Annotated in this window: 16 protein-coding genes; 15 read left to right on the plus strand and 1 reads right to left on the minus strand. The window is 45.8% G+C overall.

The window, feature by feature from the left end; all coding sequences use genetic code 11:
- Window positions 1-8 precede the first annotated feature (8 nt).
- The 12 genes from WMO75_RS02375 to WMO75_RS02430 all read left to right on the plus strand — a co-directional run bounded on the left by WMO75_RS02375 (window position 9) and on the right by WMO75_RS02430 (window position 13,920).
- Window positions 9-926 carry an AAA family ATPase gene (locus WMO75_RS02375; RefSeq protein ID WP_303223827.1) on the plus strand — a complete coding sequence of 306 codons (918 nt, stop codon included), beginning with the start codon at window positions 9-11 and terminating at the stop codon, window positions 924-926.
- Window positions 919-2,712, plus strand: coding sequence for a cobaltochelatase CobT-related protein (locus WMO75_RS02380; protein WP_022213922.1), 1,794 nt, complete (start codon window positions 919-921; stop codon window positions 2,710-2,712). Before WMO75_RS02375 ends, WMO75_RS02380 begins: the two co-directional genes overlap by 8 nt.
- A gap of 149 nt (window positions 2,713-2,861) precedes the next feature.
- Window positions 2,862-4,760, plus strand: coding sequence for an OPT family oligopeptide transporter (locus WMO75_RS02385; protein ID WP_022213923.1), 1,899 nt, complete (start codon window positions 2,862-2,864; stop codon window positions 4,758-4,760).
- Window positions 4,739-5,140, plus strand: a complete 402-nt coding sequence (locus WMO75_RS02390; protein ID WP_118251612.1) for a PqqD family protein — start codon at window positions 4,739-4,741, stop codon at window positions 5,138-5,140. The genes WMO75_RS02385 and WMO75_RS02390 overlap by 22 nt, the downstream gene beginning before the upstream one ends.
- Window positions 5,141-5,243: 103 nt before the next feature.
- Window positions 5,244-6,107, plus strand: a complete 864-nt coding sequence (locus WMO75_RS02395) for a YitT family protein (protein WP_303223825.1) — start codon at window positions 5,244-5,246, stop codon at window positions 6,105-6,107.
- 141 nt (window positions 6,108-6,248) lie between these two features.
- On the plus strand, window positions 6,249-7,337 hold the full coding sequence (locus WMO75_RS02400) for a PucR family transcriptional regulator (RefSeq protein ID WP_118251606.1): 1,089 nt from the start codon (window positions 6,249-6,251) through the stop codon (window positions 7,335-7,337).
- A 157-nt stretch (window positions 7,338-7,494) separates the two neighbouring features.
- Window positions 7,495-8,178: a cell division ATP-binding protein FtsE gene (ftsE, locus tag WMO75_RS02405; RefSeq protein ID WP_022213927.1), complete on the plus strand. Its 684-nt coding sequence runs from the start codon at window positions 7,495-7,497 to the stop codon at window positions 8,176-8,178.
- Window positions 8,168-9,073, plus strand: a complete 906-nt coding sequence (gene ftsX, locus WMO75_RS02410) for a permease-like cell division protein FtsX (RefSeq protein WP_022213928.1) — start codon at window positions 8,168-8,170, stop codon at window positions 9,071-9,073. The genes ftsE and ftsX overlap by 11 nt, the downstream gene beginning before the upstream one ends.
- A gap of 149 nt (window positions 9,074-9,222) precedes the next feature.
- Window positions 9,223-10,401, plus strand: a complete 1,179-nt coding sequence (locus WMO75_RS02415) for a S41 family peptidase (protein WP_349077534.1) — start codon at window positions 9,223-9,225, stop codon at window positions 10,399-10,401.
- Between the two features lie 81 nt (window positions 10,402-10,482).
- A complete protein-coding gene (locus tag WMO75_RS02420; protein ID WP_022213930.1) occupies window positions 10,483-11,352 on the plus strand; it encodes a DegV family protein in 870 nt (289 codons plus the stop codon).
- A 123-nt stretch (window positions 11,353-11,475) separates the two neighbouring features.
- Complete coding sequence (locus tag WMO75_RS02425; RefSeq protein ID WP_022213931.1) at window positions 11,476-12,798, plus strand: fibronectin type III domain-containing protein; 1,323 nt, start codon at window positions 11,476-11,478, stop codon at window positions 12,796-12,798.
- A 153-nt stretch (window positions 12,799-12,951) separates the two neighbouring features.
- Complete coding sequence (locus tag WMO75_RS02430) at window positions 12,952-13,920, plus strand: hypothetical protein (protein WP_349077537.1); 969 nt, start codon at window positions 12,952-12,954, stop codon at window positions 13,918-13,920.
- Between the two features lie 59 nt (window positions 13,921-13,979).
- Here WMO75_RS02430 and WMO75_RS02435 read toward each other — a convergent pair whose 3' ends face one another.
- The gene (locus tag WMO75_RS02435; protein ID WP_173906602.1) at window positions 13,980-16,130 is read right to left on the minus strand and encodes a SulP family inorganic anion transporter; all 2,151 of its coding nucleotides are present in this window, start codon (window positions 16,128-16,130) and stop codon (window positions 13,980-13,982) included.
- 193 nt (window positions 16,131-16,323) lie between these two features.
- On the opposite strand from WMO75_RS02435, the gene WMO75_RS02440 reads away from it, so the two are divergent.
- The 3 genes from WMO75_RS02440 (at window position 16,324) to WMO75_RS02445 (ending at window position 18,825) form a co-directional block, all read left to right on the plus strand.
- A complete protein-coding gene (locus WMO75_RS02440) occupies window positions 16,324-16,647 on the plus strand; it encodes a hypothetical protein (RefSeq protein WP_349077539.1) in 324 nt (107 codons plus the stop codon).
- Window positions 16,648-16,680: 33 nt separating this feature from the next.
- The gene (locus WMO75_RS19950; protein ID WP_118698177.1) at window positions 16,681-16,800 is read left to right on the plus strand and encodes a diguanylate cyclase; all 120 of its coding nucleotides are present in this window, start codon (window positions 16,681-16,683) and stop codon (window positions 16,798-16,800) included.
- 210 nt (window positions 16,801-17,010) lie between these two features.
- Window positions 17,011-18,825: a Na/Pi cotransporter family protein gene (locus WMO75_RS02445; RefSeq protein WP_227221907.1), complete on the plus strand. Its 1,815-nt coding sequence runs from the start codon at window positions 17,011-17,013 to the stop codon at window positions 18,823-18,825.
- Window positions 18,826-18,989 lie beyond the last annotated feature (164 nt).

An 18,989-nucleotide genomic window follows, 5' to 3' on the forward strand; every position in this document is an offset into this window, starting at 1 on the left:
ACTTATAAATGGAAGAATTAAGATTTCTGGAGGAACAGAATGTTTCTCCAGAACTGATAAAAAGAGTCGAAGAATTCAGACAGGCTTATCCGGTAAAGGAAGAAGCAGCAGGAAGGATCACGAAACCTTCCATACCTTTCTATGGAAAGGAGATCCTGGAGATGGCGATCGCAGCCATCCTCCAGGGTCAGAACCTGCTCCTGACCGGACCGAAAGCGACCGGCAAGAATATCCTTGCCGAGAACCTGTCATATATTTTTAACCGTCCGTCTTACAATGTATCGTTTCACGTAAATACCAACAGTGGTGATCTGATCGGAACGGATACTTTTGAGGACAACGAAGTGAAGCTTCGCAAGGGAAGTATCTACCGCTGTGCAGAATATGGCGGATTCGGTATCCTGGACGAGATCAATATGGCAAAAAACGACGCAGTTTCTGTGCTTCATGCGACACTGGACTACCGCCGTTCCATCGATGTGCCGGGATATGACAAGATAGACCTTCATCCGGCAGCGCGGTTTATCGGAACGATGAACTATGGATACGCAGGAACCAAGGAGCTGAACGAAGCTCTGGTTTCCCGTTTCCTCGTGATCGATATGCCGGCGCAGACAGAGGAAACACTTCGTTTTATTTTTAAAGAAATGTTCCCGGATGCAAAGGAAAAAGCCATTGAGCAGTTTACCGGACTGTTCCTGGATCTCCAGCTCAAAGCACTGAACAGTGAGATCTCCACGAAGGCGCTGGATCTTCGAGGACTTCTGGCGGCAATGAAGATCATCAAAGTCGGACTTTCTCCGTCCCTTGCAGTGCAGATGGGAATCGTGAACAAGACGTTTGATGTCTTTGAGAAGGAAATCGTGGAGGACGTTGTACATACGAGGATTCCGGCAGAATGGATCAGAGAGGATGTCTATGAATAAAGAAGAAACACTGGAAATAGAGGACAGCCGTCTGGAACTCGAGAACCGGATCCGAAATCTTCTGTGGACAGTCAGCGGTGATTATAAACTGGATATGAAACCGGATGTTTCACTTTTTCTCCGCTCGAAGGCGATTGCCCTTTATGACGGAATCAAACAGGGAGCCCTGGCAAGATTTTATGATAAAGATCTTCTGGGGCTTTATCTCGTCAAAAAAGTATTTCTGCAGGCTGACGAAGGCGAACTGACTGCTGTTGCACAGCTCTGCATCGAGGAGGCGATCGGAGAAAAGATCTGTGAGGAACGCCCGGGCATCCGGAACATGCAGAGAGAGGCTTTTGAGGATATTCTGGATCAGGAGTTCGAGAAGATGCCGTCACAGGCAGACTTTCTGGGAAGACTGAAGGTCGCGGTGCTCCGCAGGAGACTGGACGGAGGCGTATACAGAGTCGAACAGAAACTTCAGCCGTTTATGGATCTGGTGATCCGTTCCGGCGAGGCAGAGGATACGATGGAACTGATCCGCTGCATCGATGAACTGTATAATTCCATGATCGACCCGGCATTTGAACAGCGGCGAGGCAGTCTGGAACGTGTAATGGCGGTCACACTGGAAGAACTTACAGAATTTTCCTGGGAAGATTTTCTCTCTGAGGAGATGTATGAGGAAGCACTTGAGAGTTATGTCGAGAAACTGACGACCAACATGGCAGGCATGGAGGACCGCTCCGTGACAGAAGAGATGGAGCAGAAACGCCAGAAAAAGAAAAACATCACAGTAGTCACTCCCGAAATGCTGGAAAAAGCCTACACCTATGTAGAACTGAACTACGGCAGAACCTATTTAAGCGAAGCAGAGGAAAAAAAGATCAACTATCTGATGTGCCGGGGCGTTCACAGCGACTGCAGCCTTTATTTCACAGAGGGAGTCCTTAAGAATCCGGTAAAACGAAATTACCAGTATGAATACGCGAAGCGCCTGCGGAACAAGAATATCTGGCTGTACCATGACAAGCACCGTATCGTGAAGCGGAATATTTCTGTGCTGACAGATACACTCCGCAAATCTCTTGTCCTCAGAAGTGAGACACAGACAGTCCTTTCTGACCGCGGACAGATCGTACCATCGAGGCTGTGGCGGGTCGGACGAAGCCAGGATGCGAAACTTTTTGAAAGAGAGCTCAAGGCGGATGCGTCAGATTTCGTAGTGGATGTACTGATCGATGCGAGCGGTTCGCAGATGAGCCGGCAGGGAGAGGTGGCGCTTCAGGCATATATCATCAGCGAAGCCTTAAGCAATGTCGAAATCCCTCACAGAGTGATGAGTTTCTGCACATTCTGGGATTATACGATCCTTCACCGGTTCCGGGAATACGATGACCCGCGGTCAGCGAATGAGAATATTTTTAATTATGTAACATCTTCCAACAACAGGGACGGACTGGCGATCAAGACCGCCGGATACGGACTTCTCGCAAGAGAAGAGGAAAAAAAGATCCTGATCGTTTTGAGCGACGGCAAGCCTTACGATGTGCTGGTGAACCGTCCGAATGCGAGAAATCCGAAACCATATCAGGGAAAAGAAGCGATCGCGGATACCGCAACGGAGATCCGCCGTCTGAGGAATCTGGATGTCAGCGTCCTAGGTGTTTTTGCAGGAGAGGAGAAGGACCTTGCCACGGAAAAAAAGATCTTCGGCAAGGATTTTGCCTATATCCGTAATATCAAAAATTTCTCGAAGATTGTCGGAAGGTATCTGACAAAACAGCTGGAAACTGATGGATAATAGACAGAAATGTGCAAAATTTCCAAAAAGAGTTAAATAAGACGAACGAAAATATAAAAATTTCATAAAATCGCCCTTGCTAATACAACCAAAGTCGGTTATAATAGTCTGAGGTTCATATACCAATAAAAACAAGGGAGAGGAAATCAATGAACGAGAACAAAGAGTTCAAGCCGTATATTCCTGCTGAGAAAGTCACAGCAGAGATGACGGTAACATCAGTGATCATGGGTGTCATCCTTGCTATCGTATTTGGTGCTGCTAACGCGTACCTCGGACTTCGTGTCGGTATGACTGTTTCTGCATCTATTCCGGCAGCAGTTATTTCTATGGGTGTTATCCGTGTCATCATGAAGAAAAACTCCATTCTGGAGAGTAACCTGGTACAGACCATCGGTTCCGCCGGTGAATCACTTGCAGCAGGTGCTATCTTCACAATGCCTGCTCTTTTTTTATGGGCAGAAGAAGGTCTCTGTGACAAACCGAGTCTGGTTGAGATCACTCTGATCGCACTTTGCGGTGGTATCCTTGGTGTACTTTTCATGGTACCGCTTCGTAACGCTCTTATCGTAAAAGAGCACGCAACACTTCTCTATCCGGAAGGAACTGCCTGCGCAGACGTACTTCTTGCCGGTGAAGAGGGTGGAGCTAATGCATCTACTGTATTCTCAGGAATGGGACTTGCAGCAGTATTCAAATTTGTAGTAGACGGTCTGAAGGTGATCCCGGCAGACGTTTCTGCAGCATTTACATCCCTCAAGGGTGAGATCGGTATGGAAGTATATCCGGCACTTCTTGGTGTTGGTTATATCGTAGGACCGCGTATCGCATCCTTCATGTTCGTAGGTTCACTTGTAGGATGGATGGTCATCATCCCGATGATCTGTCTGTTCGGACCAGACACATGGCTGTATCCGGCAGCACAGGGAACTACAATCGCTGACCTGTATGCAAACGGCGGAGCAGCTGCAATCTGGAGCACATACGTTAAATACATCGGAGCTGGTGCTATCGCTACTGGTGGTATCATTTCCCTGATCAAATCCCTGCCGCTGATCATCAGCACATTCCGTGATTCCATGAAGAGCATGAAGGGCGGATCTGTTAAGGGAACAGCAAGAACTGACCAGGATCTTCCGATGAACTTTATCCTGATCGGAATCCTTGCAATGGTAGCTATCATCTGGGCTGTACCGGCTATCCCGGTTAACCCGCTTGGTGCACTCCTTATCGTAATCTTCGGATTCTTCTTTGCAACTGTATCTTCCCGTATGGTAGGTATGATCGGTAGCTCCAACAACCCGGTTTCCGGTATGGCGATCGCTACACTTCTGATTTCCACAATGGTGATCAAAGGAAGCGGACAGACTGGAATCGATGGTATGAAAGCAGCTATCGCTATCGGTTCTGTTATCTGTATCATCGCAGCTATCGCTGGTGATACTTCTCAGGACCTTAAGACAGGATTCCTTCTTGGAGCAACTCCTAAGACACAGCAGATCGGTGAGCTGATCGGTGTTGTTGCTTCCGGTCTTGCAATCGGTGGTGTTCTTTATCTTCTGGATGCAGCATGGGGATACGGCGGAGCAGAAGTTCCGGCTCCGCAGGCAGGACTTATGAAGATGATCGTTGAGGGTATCATGGGAGGAAACCTTCCTTGGACACTCGTATTCATCGGAGTATTCCTTGCAATCGGTATGGAAATCCTGAGAATCCCGGTAATGCCATTCGCAATCGGTCTCTACCTTCCAATCTACCTGAACGCAACCATCATGATCGGTGGTGTTGTTCGTATGCTGATGGATGGCAGAAAGAACGTTGATGAGAACACAAAGAACGATCAGGTTACAGACGGTACTCTGTACTGTGCTGGTATGATCGCCGGTGAGGGTCTTGTTGGTATCGCACTTGCGATCCTTGCAGTTGCAGGTGTCAGCCTGGATATCTCTGGTGTTGCTAACTTTGGTAACATCGGTGGTGTTATCCTCATGGTTATCATGATCCTTACACTGCTTAAATTCTCCTTATGGAAAAAGAAAAAAGCCTGATGAAAAAACAGAATAAAAAAAGCAAAAAAGAAGTTTTGGATATCAACTATCTGGATCTGATCCCGGTGCGCGCAGAGGAACTTCAGTGGTTTACAGACCGCAGGGACCGTATCGTGCTCAAAGTCGAGAATACAGGGTTGTTCAACAAGATTGCCCAGAAGGTATTCAACAAACCGCAGTTCACCAAGGTACATCTGGATCAGCAGGGGACATTTATCTGGCCTCTGATCGATGGAGAACGTACCGTTGCTGATATCGCAGCACTGGTCAAGGACGAGTTCGGGGAGGCAGCAGAGCCGCTTTATCCGAGGATCGTCAAATATTTCCAGATCGTTGAGAGCTATCATTTCATAAAATTTGCAAACAAGCCTTCCAAGTAGGGCACACTAAGAACGGGAAACAGCCAAATCGCTGTATCCCGTTCTTTTGGGTTAAGGGATACTTTATTACAGTACAGCGATAGGAGAGTAGAAAGGAGAACTTATGAAAATTACGGGCAAAAAACCATGGTATATGGAATATCTGCTGATCATCGTTGGAACCGCACTGATGGCAACTGCGATCACTTCCTGTTTTGATGCGGCAGGATTGGTAACGGGAGGCTTTTCAGGCATTTCAATCCTGGTCAAAGCAGGAACAAAGAGTTTATACGGAAATGGAATTCCTCTCTGGGTAACAAACCTTGTATTAAACATTCCGGTGTTTCTTCTCGCAGCCAAAATAAAAGGAATTGCCTTTGTAAAAAAAGCACTTCTGGGAGATCTCTCTCTGACTGTCTGGCTGGCAGTCCTTCCGGCATGGAAACTGTCCGGAGATTTTCTTCTCGTGGCATTATATGGAGGCCTTTTGCAGGGTGTAGGGATCGGTCTTGTGTTCCTTGGGGGAGGAACGACAGGCGGGACCGATCTTCTTGCAGCAATCATCCAGAACTTTATGAGACATTATTCGATCGCGCAGATCATGCAGTTTGTTGACGGAGCAGTTGTATTGGTCGGCATGTATGTATTTGGGGTAGAGCGTGCACTTTATGCGATCATTGCAGTATATCTCGTCACAAAAGTATCCGACGGCATCATCGAAGGTCTTAAATTCTCCAAATCTGTCTACATCATCACAGAGAAGCCGGATGAAGTTTCACGCATGGTAATGGAGGATCTTGACCGCGGAATTACCGGAATCTCTGCGAAGGGAATGTATTCCGGACAGGATAAACTGATGCTTTTCTGCGTAGTCGGAAAGAAAGAACTGGTACATCTCAAGGAAATGATCGATGAGATCGACCCGAATGCGTTCGTGATCGTTGGGGATGCGAGAGAGGTCCATGGCGAAGGATTCCTCGAAAAATAGCAAAAATAAACAAAAAGTTGTAAAAAAGTTGTGTTTTCCTCTTTTATTTTTGGTGATTTTGTATTAAAATATAGTAAATATTCAGGTTGATATGGGGATAGCAAGAGAAAACGCACAATAAGCGAGAAGGGATGTAGGCAGATGATATCAAATCAGGTACTTCAGAATACACTGGAAGGATTAAAGGAAATCTCCAGGACAGAATTCTGCATTATTGACACCGAGGGAAAGGTGCTCGCAACGACATTTTCAGATTTTTCAATACAGCAGGGAGACATCCAGGCATTTGTAGAATCCCAGGCTGACAGTCAGCTCGTCAAGGGATTCCAGTATTTCAAGGTCTGTGACGACTATCAGTTGGAATATATTCTGGTCGCTCATGGAGACGATGAGGACACCTATATGATCGGTAAACTGGCAGCGTTCCAGATCCAGAATCTGATCGTTGCATATAAGGAAAGATTTGACAAGGACAGCTTTATCAAGAACCTTCTTCTTGATAACCTGCTCCTCGTAGATATTTACAACCGCGCCAAGAAACTGCACATCGATGCAGATGTACGCCGTGCAGTTATGATTCTGGAACTTCAGCAGGAGAAGGATCACAGTTCCATGGAGAGCGTGAAGAGTTTCTTCGGCGGCAAGAGCAAGGACTTTATTACTGCTGTTGATGAGAAGAGCATCATTATCGTCAAGGAACTTGAGGAGGGAGAGGGATATGCAGACCTGGACAAACTGTCTCATGCGATCCTTGATACTCTCGGACTGAACCAGAACGAAGAAACACATATCGCATATGGAACGATCGTAAATGAACTGAAGGAAGTTTCCCGTTCCTATAAGGAAGCAAGAATGGCACTTGATGTAGGTAAGATCTTCTTTGGAGAGAAGGATGTCATCGCATACAGCTCTCTTGGAATCGGCCGTCTGATCTACCAGCTTCCAATTCCGCTGTGTAAGATGTTCATCAAGGAAATCTTTGAGAACAAATCACCAGATGACTTCGATGAGGAAACTCTGGTCACCATTGACAAGTTCTTTGAGAACAGCCTCAATGTTTCCGAGACATCCAGACAGCTTTACATCCACAGAAACACTCTGGTATACCGCCTGGACAAACTCCAGAAGAGCACAGGCCTTGATCTTCGTGTGTTTGAGGATGCAATCACATTTAAGATCGCACTGATGGTTGTAAGATACATGAAGTATATGGAGACACTTGAGTACTAAAATCGTGAAAATTTTATGAATTCAACAAAAATACTTGCATTCTGCCAAAAGATATGTTACAACAATGTTACAAAAACATTAAACTATTTATGCAGCAAAATGCGTGAAATGCTGCCGGAGATTCTGGCAGCATTTTTTGCGCAAGAAGGAGGAACGGATGATTGATCTGATAGATGTGAGCAAATCATATGGCAAAGGGCTTCCGGCCGTTAACCATGTGAATCTGCATGTTGATAAAGGTGAGTTCGTGTTTGTTGTAGGAAGCAGTGGATCCGGTAAGTCTACCCTGATCAAGCTTCTTATGAAAGAACTGGACTGCACCAGCGGTCAGCTGATCGTAAGTGGTGAGCGTCTCGAGAAGATGAAACACCGCCGTGTAGCGAAATATCGTCGTAAACTGGGCGTTGTGTTCCAGGATTTCAGACTTCTCAAGGACCGCAACGTATATGAGAACGTAGCTTTTGCACAGCGCGTTATTGGAAGATCGACCAAGGTGATCCGCAAGCGTGTGCCGGAAGTACTGCAGGAAGTCGGACTTGCCGAGAAATACAAATCTTTTCCGGATGAGCTGTCCGGTGGTGAGCAGCAGAGAGTTGCCCTCGCGAGAGCACTCGTAAACCGCCCGGACATCCTTCTCGCAGACGAGCCGACAGGAAACCTCGACCCTAAGACTTCTGAGGAGATCATGAAACTTCTGGAGCAGATCAACGAGAAAGGCACGACGGTACTGGTGGTAACACATAACAAAGAAATCGTAAATGCGATGAAGAAACGAGTACTTACGATGCATGATGGTGTGATCGTCAGTGACGAAAAAGAAGGAGGATATCATGAGGCCTAGTACAATCTGGTATACTCTGAAACAGGGTATTATAAACATAAAGAGAAACTGGATGTTTTCACTGGCATCCATCCTGACCATGGCAGCCTGCATCTTCCTGGTAGGAGTTTTTTATTCAATGGTGACAAACGTCAATAATATTGCACATAAGGTGGAACAGGAAGTTCCGGTCACCGTATTCTTTGATGAAGGAACCACAGAGGAGCAGATGCAGGAAGTAGGCAATCTGATCCAGGCGCGTCCGGAAGTGGAGAGAATTGAATTTGAATCCGCAGACGAGGCATGGCAGAAATTTAAAGATCAGTATTTCCAGGGTTCTGATGCGGCAAATGGATTTAAGGATGACAACCCGCTGGTAAACTCGTCCAACTATCAGGTCTACCTCAATCAGATCGAGAAGCAGACAGAACTGGTTGCCTACATACAGGGACTGGATCATGTGCGTGATGTAGAGCAGTCAGAAAAAGCAGCCAACACACTTGGAAACTTTAACAAGCTGGTATCTTACGCATCTATGATCATCATTGCGATCCTTCTGGTCATTTCTATCTTCCTGATCAGCAACACGGTTTCTGTTGGTATTGCAGTCCGTAAGGAAGAGATCGGGATCATGAAGTACATCGGTGCGACAGACGGTTTTGTACGGGCACCGTTCCTGCTGGAAGGTATGGTACTTGGAGTGATCGGCGCGGCAATTCCGCTTACCGCCTTATATTTCATTTACAACACAACAGTAGAATACATTCTGACACGTTTCAATGTCCTCACAGGAGTGGTAGACTTTATTCCGGTATGGAAAATTTACCAGACACTGCTTCCTATGGGACTGGCACTTGGAATCGGAATCGGCCTGATCGGAAGTTTCCTGACTTCAAGAAAGCATTTAAGAGTATAAATATAAATATCTGAATATCTGATATGCGGCGTATGAAGCTGAGCCTCTTAAGCTGAGGACAGAACTCATAGGCCGCATATCTTGTTACATTGCATGTTGAGGAGCGCCAGCGGTGCGTTCTCTGATTTCGGGGAAAGGTGAATAATAAGATGAAACACGGGACATACATGAAGGGCGTGGCAACGGGAGTTGTTCTGACAATACTTGCAGGAGGCGGTATCAGGGCAGTACAGTTTTACCGTTCGGGAGAGATCCTTTCAGATGCATCTTTTACACAGAAAGTAAAATATCTGGAAAATATGATCGACGAGGAATATCTGGGAGATATCAGTACAGATGATCTGAAGGAAGGGGTGTATGCCGGACTGATCTACGGGCTGGATGATGTGTATTCCAGGTATTATACGAAAGAACAATACGATCAGGAAAATGCAACAACAGAAGGATCCTACGTTGGAATCGGAGTATCCATGCAGCAAAATGCGGCCGGTGGAGTGCAGATCGTGGAGTGTTATAAGGGAAGTACTGCAGAAGAAGCGGGAATCAAAGCTGGTGATGTGATCACCGCAATTGACGGAGAGGATATCACAGATGCAGAATTAAGTGATGTTGTTTCTATGATAAAGAAAAAGCAGGACGAAGACGTTGTCCTCACTGTACAGAGGCAGGGAGAGGATACACAGGAGATCACTGTCAAAGTAAGCGACGTGGAACTTCCATCTGTTTTCGGAGAGATGCTGGACGAAAATACCGGATATATTCAGATCACAGAATTTAAGGGCGTGACGGCGCAGCAGTATGAGGAAACGTTTGCAGACCTTAAAGATCAGGGAATGACCAGACTGATCGTTGATCTTCGAGACAACCCGGGAGGCCTTCTGAATATTGTCTGCGACATTCTGAGAGATATCCTTCCGGAAGGTCTGATTGTCTATACAGAAGACAAAAACGGAAACCGGAGCGAGGAAACCTGCGATGGCAAAAATCCTCTGGACATGTCACTTGCGGTCCTTGTCAACGGAAACAGTGCCAGTGCGTCTGAAATCTTTGCAGGAGCAGTCAAGGATTATGGAATCGGAACGATCGTAGGAACGACGACTTACGGCAAGGGCGTGGTGCAGTCGATCCGTCAGTTAAGTGACGGAAGTGCAGTAAAGCTGACCGTGGCAAATTATTATACGCCGAATGGAAATTCAATCAACAAGACAGGAATTGAGCCGGATGTGGAAGTGGAACTGGATGCATCTCTCGTAAACGAAACAGAGATCAGCCATGATGAGGACAACCAGCTTCAGGAGGCACTGAAGGTCCTGAATGACAAAAATTAAGTGGTGCAATGATGCCGGGTATGATAAAATAACAATGTAACCAGAGTCTGAAACATGGTGAGAAGCCGGAAAGGACCAGCTATGAACGATTATATGATCACAACAGACAATAATGCCGACCTTCCAGAGGATTTTTATAAGAATCATGAGGTGGGCTGCACATACTTAAGCTATACCCTGGAGGGAAAGGAATACACAGAGGGAAATTTCCTTCCGGTGGAAGAATTTTATAATAAAATGCGTGCAGGAAGTATGCCGACAACATCACAGGTCAATCCAGAGAGTGCCAGAGCACTTTTTGAGCCGTATCTTAAAGACGGGAGAGATATTCTGCACATTGCGTTTTCTTCGGGTCTTAGCGGTACGTTCAACAGCTGCCGGATCGCGGCAGAAGAACTGATGCAGGAATATCCCGGACGGCGTGTTCTGGTGCTGGATTCATTATCGGCATCTCTTGGACAGGGACTTTTGGTTTATCTTGCACAGGAGCGCAAAGAGAAGGGCGGCAGTATAGAGGATGTTGCGAATTGGGTTGAGACACACAAAAGAAATATTGTGCATCTTTTTACGGTAGATGATCTGGATCATCTTTATCGTGGCGGCCGGGTATCCAGAACTACTGCGTTTCTGGGAGGAATGTTGAATATCAAGCCAATTCTCCATGTGGATGATGCAGGAAAGCTGATTCCGATAGGAAAAGTACGGGGAAGGAAAAAATCTCTTCTCGAACTCGCAGATCTGATGGATCGTAAGATTGGAAGTTATGCAAAATCATGTAATATGATTTTTATCAGTCATGGGGACTGCCGTGAAGAAGCAGAATTTCTTGCCCGTAAAATCAAACAAAAATATCAGATCACAACAGAACTGATTAATGATGTCGGAGCAGTAATCGGGGCGCATTCCGGTCCTGGAACAATGGCATTGTTTTTTGTAGGCGATGTAAGATAAATGTAACAAATTTAAAAGAAATGTAAAATATACTTGCTTTTTTTATAGAAATTTATTACAATATTCCGTGGAGAAGTTGACAGACAGAACAAAAACCAGTGGGGTATTGGAAAGGAACAGAATATGAAAAGAGCAAGGTTACATAAACGATGCAAGATGTATGGACTTTCAGTGCTTTTTATGCTGACACTGCTATTGGGAAGCGGAGTATCTGTAAATGCGGCATCCAGCATTACGAATCAGACAGTTAAGACATCTATAACTGCTTCAGGGACACGTGCACTGAAAATTCAGTGGAACAGGATTTCAGGTGCCAGTGGCTACACTATATATCGAAGAGAGTCTCTGAGAAAACCTTTTAAGATTTACCGTAAGGTAACATCAGGAAGTACAACATCTTACCTGGACAGAAGTCTTCCGGTGGCAAAAACCTATCAGTATGCAGTAAGAGCATACCGCAGAGAAAATGGAAAATACGTTTTCAGTAAATATACTGCCGTTCTCGGAGCAACCAGACCAGATGGAACATCATCAACAATTAAAGCGGCATCCAGCAGCCAGATCAATATTGCGTGGAAGGCTGTAAGCAGAGCAGACGGATATCGTATTTACCGGAAGGCAAACAACGGAAACTGGAGTCTGGCAGCAGATGTCGGTTCTTCAAAAACATTTTACACAGATAAGAAAGTATCCGCAGGTACAAAGTACGTATATACGGTAAGACCTTACAAAAAAGCCGGAAATGTAAAATATCTTGGTACTTTAAAGCAGAGCAATACAGTGACAACTCCAAAAAGCTCTTCTTCTAATTCAAAGTTCAGCAGCAGCCAGAAGGAAGTCATGAAGAAAATCCTCTATGCTGTAGAGACTGGCGGACAGGTGTATGGAAATCAGGATTACAGTGATTTTACAGAGGCATTTACAAACAGTAAGACAGAATATGCGATTACGATAGGAGCCGGTCAGTGGTATGCAACTGAGGCACAGAGACTTCTGAAACTGATTCATACAACGAGCCCGAAGACATACAAGAAATACGATTCCAAGAATGAAGTATGGAATGATGTTGTAAATGCAGACTGGTCAAAGTATAGACTTGAGAAAAAAGACAAAAAAGATAAAAACAAAATACAGATAATAATAAATCTGATCAGTTCACCGGCAGGAATTAAATGTCAGGATTATCTGATGTATAAGCAGATTGAGGAGTATGAAGCAGAGGTACGAAATCTTGGGGTTAAAGATGCAAAGGCAGTGGGTGAATGCATTAATATCCGGCATCAGGGCGGTTATGGAGCAGTAACCAGAATTCTTGGTAAAACCCGGGGTGAGTATACCCTTGACAATATCTACAAGGCTATGAGTACAGATACAGGAGGTCAGGTAGGAACATATAAGACCCGTCAGCAGAAAGTATATACCTGGCTTAAGACATACATGAAGTAAATAAACATCCGAAGTGATCGGCTCTGCAGGGAGCCGGTCATTTTTTTCGACAAATATCGTTGCATGAATGAGAAAACCGATGCTATAATATATGCAGACTAACTGTCGAAATGGCAGGAAATCATAGGTTCGGAAAGAGCGAGGAAAATACAAATGATCTTGACAGAGGACAAAACATATACCATGTCACTGGAGACCGAGGATAACAGCAGTGACAGTGTACTGACAAACAAAACCGTTGAACTGGAGTTTTCAAACAAAGAACTCCTTCATGCGATCATCACCTGTGGAATGCCGATCCAGAGACTGACTGCGGCATATCTTGAGAAACGCAGACTGGAAGTCCTTTATAAGCTGTTTCTTGTGGAGACTGCACTGGATACAGAGGGAGACAGGCTCAAGAAGGCCAGGAAGATCGCTTACCTGGATTCTTCGGAGAAGAGTGTTATTTCCTATTATATGGGCATGTTTTTTACAAAGATGATCAGCAGCCGGCTGTATGGAACAGATTATCTTACACAGCTGAACCTGATCCGTAAGCCGGATGAGAAAGAGTTTATTGATTTCTTTGCAAGCGAGTGGAGACCGGAGATGATCGGTTATCGTCCTGGCGCACAGACCTGGAGCGTGTGGGAAGCCAAGGGCGGCAGTAACCGCAGGGAACAGGCGCTCAAGAAGGGTGCACAGCAGCTGGAAGCGATCGGCACGGTAAATGGAGCCGGACCAGATCCGGGAGTTGTCTGCATGACATATTATGATCATGGATATTTATGTGGGATCTTAAGAGAACCGGAAGGTGATACCGAGGGCGAAAAGATTGTATTTACACCGGAAGAATTCTACAGATCTTACTATAAACCAATCTGTGAGTTGTTCCTTGATAAAGAGAGTGGACTGAGATTTCATGATTCCAATGCGGAGATTGCGGTGACGATCCCATATTTCTCAGAGAAGTATGAAGAACCGGAGGAACGTAAGGTGCGTGTCGGGATCTCACGTAAACTTCTGCAGGCACTGATGGAAGAAGACTATTCCCGTGTTGCAGAGCTTGCGGGAGAACAGAACCTGACAGAATGCCCGGAGGGAGCATACCTTGGAGCAGACGGAATTTATATCAGATAAAAATATTTCCCAAAAGAAAAGAGGACTTTGCTTTGTGCAGAGCCCTCTTTGTGTTACAGTTAATCTTTCTTTTTCCAGTCTCGCCATTTTTTCATGGCCTCCGGATTCTGCTGTTCCAGGCGTTCTTCCAGACGTTTACGGTTCTGTTCCAGCTTGGAAGCAAGTTCCGGATGTTCTTCCAGAATCTTCTCACGGATACGGCTTCGGCGTTTCTCAATCAGTTCCAGGATATGTCCATGTTCTTTGTGCAGTTCTTCTGGAAGTTCATCGATATGCAGCTCAATTCGGTGCAGGATCTCATCTTCGTCCAGAGCACCAAAGGCATGCCAGTTTTCGAAATGCTCCCGGAGACCTTCGTCGGATAACTTCTCAACGTCAGGCATCTGATGGAGATGCTGGATGATCTGGTGAGTAGCTTCTTCCAGTTCCCGTACAGTATTGCTGCCAAATGCCCAGGCAAATTCTTCCAGTGTATTCTCTTCTTCGGCAGGAAGATGGGACTGGCTGCGGATCTGAGCCAGTTTTTTCTCCGCCTCCGGAATTTCCAGATCATAGGGTTTCTGGACATCGGCATCGTTAAGTGCGGCCAGGATAGTCCTGCGGACACAGCCTTCCTTGATAAGATGACCAATTCCGAGAGAGCGCATCTGCTCATTCAGATTGGAAGAATGTTCCGTGATGTAGAACTGGATCCCTTTTTTCTTCATGCTTGAGGCAATGGCTTCCAGACGGTCAGCGGCTGTGATATCGATGGAGTTGATGGAAGATGCATCCACGATCATAACTTTCGTGTCTTCTTTTATGCTGTTTTCAAGGTCTTCCTGAAAGATCTTTACGTTGGCAAAGAAAAGATTTTCGCTGAAACGGTAGATCACGACATGCCGGATCGGGTAGGCGTGGCGGTTCCTCTGAAGGTCATAGTAGGCTTCTTTGCCGGGGATCATGCCTCGGAAAGAGCGCGGCGGGTTGGTTGCTTTGAGGATCACGGAAACAAAGGAAAGAAGGATTCCAATTATCACGCCGTAGATCGTGCCGAGGAATAAAACGCCCAGGCAGGCTGCCATGAAGATATAAAATTCATTGCGGCTGACTTTGAACAGACGGACCGCCAGATGCGTTTCCACGACATCCATCAGGGCAGAGATCACGATCGCGGTCAGGACAGGGACCGGCAGATAGCCGATGAAACCTGTAAAACCGGCAAGGAGGACTGCCATGACAAGACCGGCGGTCAGGGAAACGGCCTGCGAGGTTCCTCCGTACTGTTCGTTCATGGAAGTACGGGAAATACTTCCGTTTACCGGGCAGCAGCCAACAGCGGAGGCCGCGATGTTTCCGGCAGCACAGGCAAGGATTTCCTGGCGGTCGTTTAATTTGTAACCATTTTTGAAAGCAAAGTTATTTTCGGCAAGGAGAGTTTCTGCCATGATAACGACAGCGACCATCAGACCTCTTCCGACAACGTGTGTGAGCTGGATCCCTCCAAACTGCGGAAGGACCAGGGATGGAAGGCCTGGTTCAACTGCCTGGAGAAGAACGACACCATGTTCGTCAACGTGAAAAAGGCGTGTAGCGAGGACTCCAAGGATCATGATCACGATCGCCATAGGAAACTTCGGGAAAATCTTCTTAAAAATACGGATCAGAAGCAGCGCGCCGATCCCCATGCCAAGAGAGAACCAGCTTATAGTTCTGACAGCGTGAAAAATATGTATAAGCAGTTCCAGGATCTCGCCGGAACCGGCAGAACTTCCCATAAGTTTGGGAATCTGCATAAAAATGATCGTAAGCGAGATACCACTGATGAACCCGCCCATGACTGGTGTGGAAATAAAATCCACAATACGGTCAGCATGCAGAAAATAAAACAAAAGAAGCCACAGACCGGCAAAAAGCGCGATCATCGGAACATATTTCATGGCATCCGGGGATTCCACAGCGATCCCAAGGGTGGAGAGTGCACTTCCTACGATCGCAGCAGGTGCGGCATCCACGCCAAAGATAAACTGCTTCGAGGTAGAAAAAAGCGCAAAGAACAGAATAGGAAAGACCGAACCATAGAGCCCGTATATGGCAGGAATTCCGGAAATCTGTGCATATCCCATGGAAATAGGAATCGATACGGCGGCAATGATAATGCCGGAAAAAATATCCCTGGGAAGATTTTTGAAATTATAATTTTTCAGGGTTGCAAATAACTGCAGGTTCATAGAGTTTCCTCCTTATTATATGGAACATACTGCTTTAAATTTTTTTACAGTATAGAATCTGGATAAATTTTTGTCAATTGTTTTGAACAACAAAATGTTAAGAGGAAAACTTAACAACTATTTATTTGACGCGAGGTATCTGCTGTCGTATAATGAATGAGGAAAATCCAATAAAAGGAATCGAAATGATCGTATGAAAGGCACGAAAAAACGAAAAAAGATCAGAACACAGAGCGTCAGTACCTGGAGTATTATTATTACGATCGTACTTGCAGTTATATTTGCAACAGTTTCTGTGTCCAGTGAGAAAGAGTTTCGCGTTCTCAGGCTGACGACAGATGAGTACATTCTCTGTCAGAATTCAGCCAAGGAGCTGCAGGATGGCTCAGATTATCTTACAGAGCAGGTCCGGATGTATGCAATGACCGGTAAGACAGAGTACTATTCCATGCGTCTTGTTGCAGAATCCTATGGTAAATCCGAGGAATCCTTGCCGGAAGAGATCCGGGATGTGTAGCTTTCGACAGAGGATGGTACCCCGGCAGTTTCCCTGAGTGTCGGTGTTGCCTTTGCAGACAGAGAAAATCCAGGAGAGAGCATTTTTAAGGATGCAGACAAGGTCCTGTACCGTGTAAAAGAAAATGGTCGAAATGGCTGTGATTTTTATTGATTTTTGACAAAAAGAGTCCTTCCGGGATCAGATCCGGGAGGATTTTTTTTGGTATAAAATTTAATCCAATGTTGTAATCGAGCCATGAGTATGGCATAATAAAAAAGGCAATGTAAAAAATGAATAAAAAGAAAGTTAAGAAAAGGTAAAAAAACAGAAGGTGTCCGTTCTGCACGGACGCAGGACGAAAAGACAACAGAGGAGAAAATTATGGCAATATTTTCAATGGTCTTATCTTTACTCTCAGGAGTAGCACTATTTTTGTTTGGAATGTCTCTGATGGGCGATGGCCTGAAACTGGTGGCTGGCAATAAGCTGGAGGCATTTCTGTACCGCATGACCAATACCCCGCTCAAGGGTGTTGCCCTGGGAACTGCTGTTACCAGCATCATCCAGTCTTCATCGGCAACGACAGTCATGGTCATCGGTTTTGTAAACTCCGGTATGATGAAACTGAAACAGGCAATCGGTATCATCATGGGTGCCAACATCGGTACCAGTATCACAGGATGGATTCTCTGTCTTTCCTATATTCAGGGATCCGGCGGTATCGCAAGCATCCTTTCTACAGCAACGATCTCAGCAGTTGTGGCGATCATCGGTATTATCCTTCGTATGTTCTGCAAACGTTCTGTACATAAGAACATCGGAAACATCATGCTTGGTTTCTCGATCCTTATGACCGGTATGCAGACAATGAGTGGTGCAGTTGCACCTCTTCGAGAGAGCAAAGTATTTATTGACATGCTGACAATGTTTTCCAACCCGCTGGCAGGTATCCTAGTAGGTATCCTGTTCACCGCTGTGCTTCAGAGTGCATCTGCGACAGTCGGTGTGCTGCAGGCTCTTTCCGTAACAGGTATCCTGACCTTTGCAAGTGCATTCCCGATCGTACTTGGTATCGGTGTCGGCGCAGCCTGTCCGGTACTGATCTCTGCGATCGGTGCAAATAAGAACGGTAAGAGAACAGCACTCATCTATCTTATGAATGACCTGTTTGGTCTTATCATGTGGTCCATTATCTTCTATACCGCGAATGCGATCGTACATTTTGGATTTATGGATATGATCATGACACCAGTAACGATCGCTGCCCTGAACACAGTGTTCCGTGTGGCAACAGTTATCGTACTGTTCCCGTTCATTCCGAAGCTTGAGAAACTGGTATGCATGCTTGTAAAAGACAGCGCAGAAGAACTGGAAGACGAAGCAGACTTTGACCTTCTTGAGGAGCGTCTGATCAACTATCCGGCACTTGCAATCGGTCAGTGCCATCGTGCAATGAACGGAATGTCCAAGAAACTCCGCAAGAATGTCAACCGTGCGATGAACCTTCTGAATGATTATCAGCAGGATAAATACGACAAGGTTCAGCGTAAGGAAGACCTGATCGACAAATACGAGAGCCGTCTGGGTGATTACCTGATCCAGCTCACCAAGCGTGAGATGAATACAGCACAGACAAGACAGGTTTCCCTGTATCTGCATACGATCAATGACTTTGAACGAATCGGGGATCACGCATCTTATATCGCACATATGGCAAATGAGATGCATGACAACCATACAAACTTTTCTCAGTCAGCCTGGGATGAGCTGAACATCGTCATGGGAGCTGTCCGTGAGGAGATCAATGTGACCTGCAATGCATTTATGAAGGATGACAGAGAGGCAGCGCAGAGAGTAGCACCGCTTGGAGCAGTTATCACCAATCTCTGTGATGAACTCAAATTACATCATGTAGCACGACTCAGCAAGGGCGAGTGCGGCCTGGAAGAGGGAACCGTATTTAATGACATCCTTAACAGTTTCGGACGTATTGCAGCCCACAGCGCAAGTGCAATGATGGCGCTGATGAAGAGCGGAGAAGAAGACCCGGATCTTCACATCCACGATTCCAAGGTCTATCCGACTGACACAATGGAGTATTATTCTTATTTCAATGAATACAGACAGAAATATGACATTGATGCTGTCAATGGCGGGGATCATGTAGTGAGCATGGAGCCGGAAGAAGTGGAGTGACCACGGGGACGGTGTTTGCCGGCTTTTTGAGTGTCCCCGGTGGCTTTACAATAATAATCAAGTACAGAGCAGTTTCGCAGACTGCTCTGTGTTTTTTTGCATATATCTAAAAATATTTTAGGAAAATGCCGCTTTAGCGTAGAAATAAAAAAAAGTATATGCTA

Source organism: Blautia intestinihominis (genome assembly GCF_040096655.1).
Classification (GTDB): domain Bacteria; phylum Bacillota; class Clostridia; order Lachnospirales; family Lachnospiraceae; genus Blautia_A; species Blautia_A intestinihominis.

What these genes read in the sequence shown, in the direction of transcription:
- WMO75_RS02375 (WP_303223827.1), top strand. Translation starts at nt 9, where the DNA reads ATGGAAGAATTAAGATTTCTGGAGGAACAGAATGTTTCTCCAGAACTG.
- WMO75_RS02380 (WP_022213922.1), top strand. Translation starts at nt 919, where the DNA reads ATGAATAAAGAAGAAACACTGGAAATAGAGGACAGCCGTCTGGAACTC.
- WMO75_RS02385 (WP_022213923.1), top strand. Translation starts at nt 2,862, where the DNA reads ATGAACGAGAACAAAGAGTTCAAGCCGTATATTCCTGCTGAGAAAGTC.
- WMO75_RS02390 (WP_118251612.1), top strand. Translation starts at nt 4,739, where the DNA reads ATGGAAAAAGAAAAAAGCCTGATGAAAAAACAGAATAAAAAAAGCAAA.
- WMO75_RS02395 (WP_303223825.1), top strand. Translation starts at nt 5,244, where the DNA reads ATGAAAATTACGGGCAAAAAACCATGGTATATGGAATATCTGCTGATC.
- WMO75_RS02400 (WP_118251606.1), top strand. Translation starts at nt 6,249, where the DNA reads ATGATATCAAATCAGGTACTTCAGAATACACTGGAAGGATTAAAGGAA.
- ftsE (WP_022213927.1), top strand. Translation starts at nt 7,495, where the DNA reads ATGATTGATCTGATAGATGTGAGCAAATCATATGGCAAAGGGCTTCCG.
- ftsX (WP_022213928.1), top strand. Translation starts at nt 8,168, where the DNA reads ATGAGGCCTAGTACAATCTGGTATACTCTGAAACAGGGTATTATAAAC.
- WMO75_RS02415 (WP_349077534.1), top strand. Translation starts at nt 9,223, where the DNA reads ATGAAACACGGGACATACATGAAGGGCGTGGCAACGGGAGTTGTTCTG.
- WMO75_RS02420 (WP_022213930.1), top strand. Translation starts at nt 10,483, where the DNA reads ATGAACGATTATATGATCACAACAGACAATAATGCCGACCTTCCAGAG.
- WMO75_RS02425 (WP_022213931.1), top strand. Translation starts at nt 11,476, where the DNA reads ATGAAAAGAGCAAGGTTACATAAACGATGCAAGATGTATGGACTTTCA.
- WMO75_RS02430 (WP_349077537.1), top strand. Translation starts at nt 12,952, where the DNA reads ATGATCTTGACAGAGGACAAAACATATACCATGTCACTGGAGACCGAG.
- WMO75_RS02435 (WP_173906602.1), bottom strand. Translation starts at nt 16,130, where the DNA reads ATGAACCTGCAGTTATTTGCAACCCTGAAAAATTATAATTTCAAAAAT.
- WMO75_RS02440 (WP_349077539.1), top strand. Translation starts at nt 16,324, where the DNA reads ATGAAAGGCACGAAAAAACGAAAAAAGATCAGAACACAGAGCGTCAGT.
- WMO75_RS02445 (WP_227221907.1), top strand. Translation starts at nt 17,011, where the DNA reads ATGGCAATATTTTCAATGGTCTTATCTTTACTCTCAGGAGTAGCACTA.